Source organism: Dyella subtropica, from assembly GCF_026283965.1.
Classification (GTDB): Bacteria; Pseudomonadota; Gammaproteobacteria; order Xanthomonadales; family Rhodanobacteraceae; genus Dyella_D; species Dyella_D subtropica.
The window spans coordinates 97,442-107,730 of record NZ_JAPDPD010000019.1; the positions used below are offsets into that span (position 1 = coordinate 97,442).

Sequence of the window (10,289 nt, forward strand, 5' to 3'; positions counted from 1 at the left end):
TATGGGGAGCCATGACATGGCTTCCCCGGGTCGTTGAGCAGCCTGAATGCCAACCAGTGTCATCGCTATAGGCCGGTGCCAAGGTAAGAGGCTGCAGTGACAGGGTTAAAGGCTCTCGACACGTGTCGGGCTGTGCCGCTTCGGGGCTTGACTCTAGACCTAGATCAAAGGTCTAGACTTGGCCCATGAACACTCATATCACCTCTCTGACTATCGGTGCCGTCGCCAAGCGCGTCGGTGTGGCCATTGACACTATCCGCTACTACGAGCGCGAAGGGCTGCTTCCGGAGCCTCTGCGTCGTGCGTCGGGCTATCGCAGTTACGACGAAGGCGCGGTGCGCCAGTTGCGCTTTATCCGGCGCGCCAAGGATCTGGGTTTTACGCTGGAGGAGATTCGCGATCTGCTGGCGTTGTCGGCGGATCGGCATCGCGGCGTGAAGGCGGTGAAGAAGCGTGCGCAGGAGCGGCTCGCGGCCATTGACGAGCGCATCGCCGAGTTGACCCGCGTGCGTAACGGGTTGGAGCAACTGGTGGAGGCTTGCCCTGGGCATGGCTCGCCGGAGCAGTGTCCGATTTTGCGGGCGCTGGTGGATGAGGATGCTCAGTCATGAGCGGGGAGAAGGGAGCTTGCTGCGCCTCGCACGTTGAACCCATGAAGACCGAGATGCCGGCCAACTGTTGTGCTGGCAAGGCGGCTCATGCGGAGTCGCATGCCCACCATCATGACCATCATCACAGCGGTCATCATCAGCACATTGCTCACGCCGTCAAGGACCCGGTTTGCGGGATGACGGTGGATCCGCACAACGCCAAGCATCGTGCAGAGCACGAGGGGCACACTTATTACTTCTGCGCCGAGCGCTGCTGTGCGAAGTTCGTCGCTGAGCCGCTGCGGTACTTGCAGGACAAACCACTGCCCGCGCCGGTCGCGCCTGGTGCGATTTACACCTGTCCGATGCATCCGGAAGTACAGCAAGTCGGCCCTGGCGATTGCCCCAAGTGTGGTATGGCGCTGGAGCCGATGATGCCGAGTGCGGAAGAGGACGATGGCGGCGAACTTCGCGGTATGTCGCAGCGTTTTTGGATGCTGGTGGCGTTGACGCTGCCGGTGTTTCTGTTGGCGATGGGGCCGCATCTGTTCGGCTGGCATCTGCCTGGGCCATGGGATCGCGTGGCGGCCTGGGTCGAGACGGTGTTGGCCAGTGTGGTCGTGCTATGGGGCGGCGCGCCGTTCTTCGCGCGCGGCTGGCGTTCGCTCAAGCCGTGGTCGCCGAACATGTACACCCTGATTGCGCTGGGTACCGGCGTGGCGTGGCTATACAGCATGGTGGCGTTCTTCCTGCCGGGTGTATTTCCGGAGGGCTTCAGGGATAGACACGGGCACGTCGGTGTGTATTTCGAATCCGCAGCGGTGATCGTCACCTTGGTGACGCTGGGCGACTTCCTCGAATTGCGCGCACGTCGGCGCACCGGTGCGGCGCTCAAGGCTTTGCTGGGTCTCGCGCCGAAAGCCGCTCGCCGCTTGGCTGCCGATGGCAGCGAGCAGGACGTGTCGCTGGATGATGTGCATGCGGGTGATGTGCTGCGTGTGCGTCCCGGCGAGAGAGTGCCGGTGGATGGCGTGGTGCTGGAAGGCCATAGCCATGTCGACGAGTCGATGCTCACCGGCGAGCCGCTGCCGGTGGCGAAAGCGAAAGGCGAGGGCGTGACCGGCGGCACGGTGAATCAGGATGGCGCGCTGACCATGCGTGCGGAGAAAGTCGGCGCCGAAACCGTGTTGTCGCAGATCGTCGCGTTGGTGGCGCAGGCGCAGCGCAGCAAGGCACCGCTGCAGCGCGTGGCCGACCGCGTCGCCGCGTGGTTCGTACCGGCTGTGGTCGCCATGGCGGTGCTGGCGTTCGCCGGCTGGGCGGTGCTTGGACCGGATCCGCGTTTGACGCATGCCTTGATCGCGCTGGTCTCGGTGCTGATCATCGCCTGTCCTTGTGCGCTCGGTTTGGCGACGCCGATTTCCATCATGGTCGCCAGTGGCCGCGGTGCGCAGCACGGCGTGTTGTTCAAGGATGCGAGTGCGATCGAGGCGCTGCGCGAGGTCGACACGCTGGTGGTGGACAAGACCGGCACGCTGACGGAAGGCAAGCCCGCGCTCAGGGATGTCGTCAGCGTCGGTGCCTTGTCGTGGGATCAACTGCTGGCTCTGGCCGCCGCGCTGGAGCGCCCGAGCGAGCATCCGCTGGCGCGCGCCATTCTGGCGGGAGCTGAGGCCAGGGCAGTGAACGTGCCTGCGGTGACGGATTTCCGCACGCTCACGGGCGGCGGTGTGCAGGGGCGCGTTGGCGGCCGTGATGTTGCGCTGGGCAATGTGCGCCTGTTCGAGGCGCTGGATATCGCTTTGAGTGAGGATGCGCGTCTGCGTGCCGACGCTTTACGTCGCGACGGCGCTACGGTGGTGTTCCTGGCCGTCGACGGCGCGCTTGCCGGTCTGTTGGCCGTGGCCGATCGCATCAAGCCGAGCACGCCCAAGGCCATCGCCGACCTGCACGAAGCGGGTTTGCGCATCGTGATGCTTACCGGCGACAACGCGGTCACCGCCAACGCCGTGGCGAAGGAACTGGGGATCGACGCTGTGCATGCCGATGTCTCGCCGGCGGATAAGGCGGCGGTCGTCAACGCATTGCGTGCGGAAGGGCGCCGAGTGGCCATGGCGGGCGATGGCATCAACGATGCACCGGCCTTGGTGGCTGCGGATGTCGGCATCGCCATGGGCGGCGGTACCGATGTGGCCATGGAGAGTGCGCAGGTGACGCTGGTGAAGGGCGAGCTGACGGCGATCCTGCGTGCCCGTGCGTTGTCGCAGGCGACGGTGAGGAATATCCGCCAGAACCTGTTCTTCGCTTTTATCTATAACGCGCTGGGCGTGCCGCTTGCGGCGGGTTTGCTGTATCCGCTGTTGGGCTTCACGTTGTCGCCGATGGTGGCGGCGTTGGCGATGAGTTTGTCGTCGGTGTCGGTGGTCACCAATGCGTTGAGGCTCAATCGCGCGCTGCTGTGAGGTCGGTGCTAACTCCTCTCCCTCTGGGATCTGATTGGCGTCGAATCTCAGCTGGCGCGAGCTCTTGGCTCCCTCTCTCCCTTCCTTGCTTGCGACGCAAAGCTAGTCCCGTAGGACAGGGGGAGGCCGGGAGGGGGGGGGACACTTTCGGAAACCTCTCCCGAAACGCTTTCTCAAGTACTCACCCCTCCCCAGCCCTCCCCTGCAAGCAGGGGAGGGAGCCCAAAGCTCGCGTAGCTGAGATTTACCGCTAATCAGGGCCTTTTGGGAGAGAGGGGGCGGCGCCTGCGTAAACCTTCCATCTCAGGGGGCGCACAGGCGCACGGTTATGCCGCCTCGAAGATCAGCCCGGTGTGAGATGCCGTGTGGCCAGGGGCACAAAAGCGTCATGAAGCGTTATAGGGCTTGAAGTATCCTTATGAAGTTGCCGCGCAAGTGTCGCGGCCCTGCGTCCGGTTGGTTTCTTCATGAGCGACAAGTCTTCTTCTTCCCCGCGGGCCGCCGAGCCCGGTAAGCGCCGCCCCAGCGTCGGTGTGCCGATCGGCAAGGTGATCGTGGGGAGCGGTGCGCCGATCGTGGTGCAGTCGATGACCAATACCGACACCGAGGACCCGGTCAGCACGGCCAAGCAGATCGCCGAGCTGGCGCGTGCCGGTTCCGAGTTGGTACGTATCACGGTGAACACACCGGCCGCCGCGGCGGCGGTGCCGCGTATTCGCGAGCGGCTGGAGATGATGGGCGTGGAGGTGCCGATCATCGGCGACTTCCACTACAACGGCCATCAGCTGCTGGAAGGCGAGCCGGCCTGCGCCGAGGCGTTGGCGAAGTACCGCATCAATCCTGGCAATGTCGGCTTCGGCAAGAAGAAGGACAGCCAGTTCGCGGCGATCATTGAGAAGGCGATCCAGTACGGCAAGCCCGTGCGCATCGGCGCCAACTGGGGCTCGCTGGATCAGAGCATGGTCGCCATGCTGATGGACGAGAATCACACCCGTGCCGAGCCATGGGATGCGGCACATGTGGCGCGCGAGGCGTTGATCCGTTCGGCGCTGGACTCCGCCCGTCGCGCCGAGGAGATCGGTCTGCCGCGCGATCGCATCATTCTTTCGTGCAAGGTTTCCGGTGTGCAGGAGTTGATCGCGGTGTACCGCGACATCGCCGCACGTTGCGACTATGCGCTGCACCTGGGCCTGACCGAGGCCGGCATGGGCTCTAAGGGCATCACCGCTTCGAGTGCTGCGCTGGCGGTGCTGCTGCAGGAAGGCATTGGCGACACCATCCGTATTTCGCTGACGCCGGAGCCGGGCGCTTCGCGCACGGGTGAGGTGGTGGTGGCACAGGAGCTGCTGCAGACCATGGGCCTGCGTGCGTTCACGCCGCTGGTTACGGCCTGCCCGGGGTGCGGCCGCACCACCAGCGAGTTCTTCCAGGAGCTGGCCAAGACCGTGCAGGCGCATGTGCGCGAGAAGATGCCGGAGTGGCGCATCAAATATGACGGCGTGGAGAACCTCACCCTGGCCGTGATGGGGTGTGTGGTGAATGGGCCGGGCGAATCCAAGCACGCCAACATCGGCATTTCGCTGCCGGGCAATGGCGAAGCGCCGTCGGCACCGGTGTTCATCGACGGCGAAAAGGCGATGACGCTGCGTGGCGACAACATCGCCAGCGAATTCGTGGGCATTCTCGACAACTACGTAGCGACGCGTTACCACGCTCGCGGCGGTTGATCGCCGGAGATAGTGAACAGGCTCCAGAACACACCCGCTGCCCTCGGTTGGAGGTAAGCTCCCCGGGTCACATACGCAGGGAATGATGCCCGTGCGGATGTCAAGGGGAAGGGATGAAACTGAAGCCGCAAGTACGCACAGTGCTGACCTATGTGATCGTGGCCAGCGTGTGGATCTGGCTGTCCAATCGCGCGTTGCATACCGTTGTGCGGGATGCCGACACCCTGAGTTTCTTACAGAGTGTGAAAGGCACGCTGTTCGTGCTCATCACCGGCGGCCTGCTGTACGTGATGATCGATCGCGACCTGCGTCGTCTGGACCAGCTCAATCGCACGCTGAGTGAAGGCAATGAGCAGTCGTTGCGCGTGCTGGTGTCGGCGATGGATATCCGCCACAAGGAAACCCGGGACCATTCCGAGCGCGTGATGCGCATGACCGTGGCGTTGGCCCGGTATGCGGGGATGGATGACGAAGCGCTGCACCGCGCCAAGTTCGGCGCACTGCTGCATGACATCGGTAAGTTGGCCTTGCCGGACGCCATCCTGATCAAGCCCGGCCCGCTGGATGCCGACGAAATGGCGCTGATGCGCACGCATCCGCAGATGGGTCATGACTTGTTGCAACGGGTGGATTTCCTGCGCCCGGTGGTCGACATTCCTTACAGTCACCACGAGCGTTGGGATGGCACGGGCTATCCACAGGGGTTGAGCGGCGAGTCGATTCCCTTGGCGGCGCGCGTGTTCAGCGTAGTGGATGTTTGGGATGCGCTGAGCTTTCCGCGCGTGTACAAGCCCGCCTGGCCGGAGCATGAAGTGCTGGATTATTTGCGCAAAGCGGCCGGTAGCCAGCTCGATCCGCACACGGTCCAGTTGTTCCTGGCGCACTACGACGAGATCAAGCGGGTGGGGATGGATCGCCTGGATCTGTTGTCAGGCTCCGATGCCATCAATCCTCAGCACGCGCTGCATTGAACGTGCGCCGATAGTGCGCGGGCGACGTGCGGAACGCGCGCTGGAAATGCTGGCGCAGCGTGACCGGCGAGCCCAGGCCGATCGCGTTGGCGATGCGCTCCAGCGGCAAGCTGGTGGTTTCCAGCAATCGCTGTGCTGCACTCAGCCGCTGAGCCAGCAACCAGTCGCCGAAACTGCTGCCGGTGAGCTGGCGAAAATGCCGAGTGAAGCTGCGCCGGCTCATGGCCGCGCGTTCGGCAATATCATCGAGACTATGCGGCAGGTGCAGCTTGCGCTGGATGTCCTCCAGCAGACGTGCCATCCGCTTGTCGCCCGCCAACGTGGGCATCGGTTGTTCGATGAACTGCGCTTGCCCGCCGCGCCGAAATGGCGATACCACCAGGCGTCGCGCGATGTGGTTGGCCTGCTCGGCGCCGAGTAGTTGGCGTACCAGGTGCAAGCAGCAATCGATGCCGGCAGCTGAGCCCGCGGACGTGATCACCGGCCCCTCGTCGACATAGAGCACATCGGGGTCGACCGTCACGGAAGGGAACAGCGCTGCCAGTTCTTCGGTGGCATACCAGTGCGTGGTGGCGCGTCGGCCATCGAGCAGGCCGGCGTAGGCCAGCACGAACGCACCCATGCACAAACCCACGACGCGCTTGCCACGGCGAGCGGCCCGCTGCAAAGCATCCAGCAACGCCTGCGGTGGTGCTTCCTGCGCATCGCGCCAGGTCGGCACGATGATGACGTCGGCCTGACGCAATTCGTCGAGCGTGTACTCCGTTTCAATGGCGAAGCCGTAGGCGCCGTTCAAGCGCGGGCCTTCGGCCGAGCAGACGCGCAAGCGGAAAGGCGACTCCATGTCGCGCGTGGGTGCCTGAAACACCGCGCATGGCACCGAAAGGTGGAAAGGGAGGATGCCCTCGAACGCAACGACGACCACTCTGATCTTGCGCATGGCATACCTTCGTTGACCCGATACCATCGATGGTTGTCCTTCGGGCCACTCTCGCGCAAGTGCCGGACGGCGCAGCATACACACACCTTCTCACTCACCTGGAGTTGTGCCATGACCGCCAAGACCCCGCGCCGCGCCCTGATCGTGATCGACGTGCAGAACGAGTACTTCACCGGCAACCTGCAGATCGAATATCCGCCGGTGTCGGAGAGCCTCACCAACATCGGCAAGGCCATGGACGCCGCGACAGCAGCCGGCATTCCGGTGATCGTGATCCAGCAGAACTCGCCAGCGGATGGCCAGGCCTTTGCCGAAGGCAGCGATGGCTGGCTAGTGCACGAGGACGTGGCGCGCCGCCATCACGATGCGTTTTTCCGCAAGCCGTTGCCGAGTGCGTTCGCCGAAACGAAGCTGGCCGACTGGCTGGACGAACACGGCATCGACACGCTCACGGTAGTCGGGTACATGACCCACAACTGCAACGACACCACGATCAAGCACGCCTTCGATCGCGGCATGCATGCAGAGTTTCTGCATGATGCCTCGGGCTCGGTGTCGTATGCGAACCATGCCGGTTATGCCACGGCCGAGGAGATCCATCGTGTTTATGCGGTGGTGGAGCAGTCACGCTTCGCTGCGGTGCTGAGCACCAACGAGTGGCTGCACTGCATCGTCAGCGGTGAGATGCCGGTGCGCGAGAACATTCTCAGCTCTTATCGTCGCGCTCAGGCATTGCGTTCGGCGAAGGCCGCGTAAGGGGCGGTGTTGTAGGGCCCCACCCTGTGGGCGGCTAACGTCGTGCAAACCGGCAGTCCTGCCGGTTTGTCGCGCACAGGGTGCGCTCCTACCGGTGTTGGTGTGGTTTGCGTGGTGGGTCGATCGCTCAGCGCGGATCGGCAGGCGAGGTCTTCTGAGGTGCAACCGGATGTGGCGGACGGAAGGCCACAGACGGGCCCGGCGCGACGCTTTTGCGCCATAGCGCGAGCTGATCGGCGATGCCGCTGCCGACATCGATCTGCGGCTCGGACGGCGTGAGTTTGTCCTTTTGCTCCCACTGGCCGATCTCGCCGGTGGCCTGCTTGAACGCTTCGATGAAGTCGGGCGTGCGGTTGAGCGCATCCACTAGCCAGGCGCGACCGAAGTAAGTGATGTCCGAATCGCTACCGCAGCCGAAGGAGCTGCGGTCGGTGCGAGCGGCGGTCAGCACCAGGGTGCCGGGGCCGTGCAGGTTGGGCACGAAACCGCCCGAGTAGCAGGCGTTGACGACGACCACCTTCCACTTGAAAGGATGCTTATTGAGGATGTCGGCCAGGTCGGGTGCGCCGATCTGATCCAGTGGTAGCGGGTCCAGGTCGACCAGGAGGTTGTGGTCGGGATCGCCGTGGGTGGTGAGGTAGAGCATCAGGATGTCTTCGTCCGGCTTCATGACGGTGGACAGTGCATCCAGGCTGCTTTCGAGATTGCTCCAGGTCGCCAGCGGGTGCTGTTCGAGCGTGTCGGGGTTGTTGGCGAGCACGAGCGGGTGGACGGTGCCGCCAAAGCGGCCGGCGAACAGTTGGGCCGCGTATTCCGCTTCGTTGCGGAAGACGTCCTCGCCGCCGTCGCCGGCAAAGGAGACGAGGTAAAGATTGGGCTTGCCTGGCACGCGAGGGCTGAGCTTCGCCACGGTGTCGTGCAGCAGGCGGGGCTGTGCGTAGATCACCTGTTCGGGTGTGGGGCCTTGGGCCGGCCAGCGGTCGAGCGCTCCGTCGTCGAGTTTGTCACTGACGTTGGCATGGGCAGGCGGGGTGCTGCTGCTTGGCGACGCGGGGCCGGTCTGTGCTGTCGCAACATCCATCGTCGGGTGGGCATCGGATGCTTGTTGAGGCATGGCGGCGCGATGCGAGAGCACAAGCATCAGCAGCACGCCGGCAGCGAAGGCGAGCAGAGCGGTAAAGGCGATACGCATGGGAGGGCTCGCGCTTTGGCGGTGGTCAGGGTGTGATGGCGTCGAAATCAGGGTAGGCCGGGTGACGCGGTTCGGCCGGTAAGGTCAGCGGGGGGCGTACCAGCCAGGCGGTCTGGTAGCCGGCAGCCTTCGCCGCGTCGAGTTCCTCGACAATATCGGACAGGAACAGCAGGTGCTGCGGCAGTTCGCCGACGGCTTCGGCGATCTTTTCGTAGGAAGCGCGCTCGCGCTTTGGGCCGGTTTCGGTGTCGAAATAACCGGCGAACATCGGCGTCAGGTCGCCCGCCTCGCTGTATTGGAAGAACAGCTTCTGCGCTGCCACCGAGCCGGAGGAATAGACGTAAAGATGCAAGCCGTCGCCGCGCCAGGCGTGCAGACGCGCGGCCACTTCCGGGTAGACGTGGGCGCGGTAGTCGCCGGCTTCGTAGCCGTCCTTCCAGATCATGCCCTGCAGGGCCTTCAACGCGGTGGACTTGCGGTCCTCGTCGATCCAGCGCAGCAGTAGTTCGATGATTTCCTGGCGGCTGGCCTCGATCAGACCGGCTTCCTTGGCCGCATCATGCAGCCAATGCTGCACCTCGGGGCGGTCGACATGGGTTTCCACGTAGGCCGGCAGGCGCTTGCGTGCGTAGGGAAACAGCACGTCCTTGACGAAGCTGATCGAGCTGGTGGTGCCCTCGATATCAGTGACGATGGCGCGGATGACAGTCATGCGGGTGGCCGTGATGCGGGGGCACCAAGCTTACCTGTGGCGCAGGCGGTCGCCTACCAGACTTCCGCCCGCGCAGGGGGCGTATGGGCGTTTTTCCCGGACCGGTTCACATCGCGGCCTGGCTTGGCCTGGGCTGGCGGCTGCCTAGTCAGGCGCCGGCGGTAACCGAAGTGTGGGGCGTCATTCGCGGGAAGCGCTGGGCGATGTCCTCGCCGGTGAAGTTGGCGACCCAGCCGTCCTTATTGGTGAACAAGCGGATGGCCACGAAATAGGGTGCCTCGCTCATATCGAACCAGTGGCGGGTGCCGTCCGGCACACCGATCAGGTCGCCCTGTTCGCACAGCACATCGTAGACCTTGCCATCGATGTGCAGGGTGAACTGGCCGGCGCCGGCGACGAAGAAGCGCACTTCATCCTCGCTGTGCGTGTGCTCGCTGAGGAACTTCTGGCGCAGCACCGCGCGTTCCGGGTGGTCGGGCTTGAGGCTGATGACGTCGACGGCCTGGTAGCCCTCTTCGGCCATCAGGCGATCGATGTCGCTGCGGTAGGCGGCGATCACTTCGTCCTGGCTGGCGCCAGGTGCGATGGGCTGGTTGGCGGCCCACTGCTCGAAGCGCACGCCAACCTTGTTCAGCTCGCGCGTGATCGCGGCGTGCTCGGTATGCGTGGAGAGCGGGGTTTGCGGCTGCTGGTCATCGAAAATGCGTAGGCGGCTCATCGGGGCGTGTTCTCCTATATGAAGTAGGCCGCGCTGGGAGCTGTTTGCTCACGGGGCAAGGAAGAGAGAGGGAGTGTATGTCGATACACGACCGAACGATGACGCAGATCCGTGGGCAAACAGACCCAGCCCTTCGGGTTGCCTCGCAGCGGCCGCCAGCCGGTAGCGCGCGGCTTGAACAGGGGGCCACCCTGATCGGCGCCACGCGCTACCGGCTGGCG

Annotated in this window: 9 protein-coding genes; 5 read left to right on the forward strand and 4 right to left on the reverse strand. The window is 64.2% G+C overall.

Going from position 1 to position 10,289, the window contains the following annotated elements; genetic code table 11:
* Positions 1-185: 185 nt before the first annotated feature.
* From OUZ45_RS16385 to OUZ45_RS16400, 4 genes are all read left to right on the forward strand, one after another.
* Entirely contained in the window at positions 186-611 is a 426-nt protein-coding gene (locus OUZ45_RS16385; protein ID WP_266171222.1) for a MerR family DNA-binding protein, read from the forward strand.
* 41 nt (positions 612-652) lie between these two features.
* Positions 653-3,052, forward strand: coding sequence for a heavy metal translocating P-type ATPase (locus tag OUZ45_RS16390; RefSeq protein WP_266171223.1), 2,400 nt, complete (start codon positions 653-655; stop codon positions 3,050-3,052).
* 467 nt (positions 3,053-3,519) lie between these two features.
* The gene (gene ispG, locus OUZ45_RS16395) at positions 3,520-4,779 is read left to right on the forward strand and encodes a flavodoxin-dependent (E)-4-hydroxy-3-methylbut-2-enyl-diphosphate synthase (RefSeq protein WP_266171224.1); all 1,260 of its coding nucleotides are present in this window, start codon (positions 3,520-3,522) and stop codon (positions 4,777-4,779) included.
* Positions 4,780-4,892: 113 nt separating this feature from the next.
* Positions 4,893-5,750, forward strand: a complete 858-nt coding sequence (locus tag OUZ45_RS16400; RefSeq protein ID WP_266171225.1) for an HD-GYP domain-containing protein — start codon at positions 4,893-4,895, stop codon at positions 5,748-5,750.
* Here the strand turns inward: OUZ45_RS16400 and OUZ45_RS16405 are convergent.
* On the reverse strand, positions 5,725-6,690 hold the full coding sequence (locus OUZ45_RS16405) for a GlxA family transcriptional regulator (RefSeq protein WP_266171226.1): 966 nt from the start codon (positions 6,688-6,690) through the stop codon (positions 5,725-5,727). The genes OUZ45_RS16400 and OUZ45_RS16405 overlap by 26 nt on opposite strands.
* Positions 6,691-6,801: 111 nt before the next feature.
* Between OUZ45_RS16405 and OUZ45_RS16410 the strand changes: the two genes are divergently transcribed.
* Positions 6,802-7,446, forward strand: a complete 645-nt coding sequence (locus tag OUZ45_RS16410; RefSeq protein WP_266171227.1) for a cysteine hydrolase family protein — start codon at positions 6,802-6,804, stop codon at positions 7,444-7,446.
* A 127-nt stretch (positions 7,447-7,573) separates the two neighbouring features.
* Here OUZ45_RS16410 and OUZ45_RS16415 read toward each other — a convergent pair whose 3' ends face one another.
* The 3 genes from OUZ45_RS16415 to OUZ45_RS16425 all read right to left on the reverse strand — a co-directional run bounded on the left by OUZ45_RS16415 (position 7,574) and on the right by OUZ45_RS16425 (position 10,068).
* Complete coding sequence (locus OUZ45_RS16415) at positions 7,574-8,638, reverse strand: C13 family peptidase (protein WP_266171228.1); 1,065 nt, start codon at positions 8,636-8,638, stop codon at positions 7,574-7,576.
* Between the two features lie 25 nt (positions 8,639-8,663).
* The gene (gene mtnC, locus OUZ45_RS16420) at positions 8,664-9,350 is read right to left on the reverse strand and encodes an acireductone synthase (protein WP_266171229.1); all 687 of its coding nucleotides are present in this window, start codon (positions 9,348-9,350) and stop codon (positions 8,664-8,666) included.
* A 148-nt stretch (positions 9,351-9,498) separates the two neighbouring features.
* Positions 9,499-10,068 (reverse strand): 1,2-dihydroxy-3-keto-5-methylthiopentene dioxygenase, encoded by a 570-nt coding sequence (locus OUZ45_RS16425; RefSeq protein ID WP_266171231.1) that lies wholly within the window; start codon positions 10,066-10,068, stop codon positions 9,499-9,501.
* Positions 10,069-10,289: the final 221 nt, after the last annotated feature.

What these genes read in the sequence shown, in the direction of transcription:
- OUZ45_RS16385 (WP_266171222.1), top strand. Translation starts at nt 186, where the DNA reads ATGAACACTCATATCACCTCTCTGACTATCGGTGCCGTCGCCAAGCGC.
- OUZ45_RS16390 (WP_266171223.1), top strand. Translation starts at nt 653, where the DNA reads ATGAAGACCGAGATGCCGGCCAACTGTTGTGCTGGCAAGGCGGCTCAT.
- ispG (WP_266171224.1), top strand. Translation starts at nt 3,520, where the DNA reads ATGAGCGACAAGTCTTCTTCTTCCCCGCGGGCCGCCGAGCCCGGTAAG.
- OUZ45_RS16400 (WP_266171225.1), top strand. Translation starts at nt 4,893, where the DNA reads ATGAAACTGAAGCCGCAAGTACGCACAGTGCTGACCTATGTGATCGTG.
- OUZ45_RS16405 (WP_266171226.1), bottom strand. Translation starts at nt 6,690, where the DNA reads ATGCGCAAGATCAGAGTGGTCGTCGTTGCGTTCGAGGGCATCCTCCCT.
- OUZ45_RS16410 (WP_266171227.1), top strand. Translation starts at nt 6,802, where the DNA reads ATGACCGCCAAGACCCCGCGCCGCGCCCTGATCGTGATCGACGTGCAG.
- OUZ45_RS16415 (WP_266171228.1), bottom strand. Translation starts at nt 8,638, where the DNA reads ATGCGTATCGCCTTTACCGCTCTGCTCGCCTTCGCTGCCGGCGTGCTG.
- mtnC (WP_266171229.1), bottom strand. Translation starts at nt 9,350, where the DNA reads ATGACTGTCATCCGCGCCATCGTCACTGATATCGAGGGCACCACCAGC.
- OUZ45_RS16425 (WP_266171231.1), bottom strand. Translation starts at nt 10,068, where the DNA reads ATGAGCCGCCTACGCATTTTCGATGACCAGCAGCCGCAAACCCCGCTC.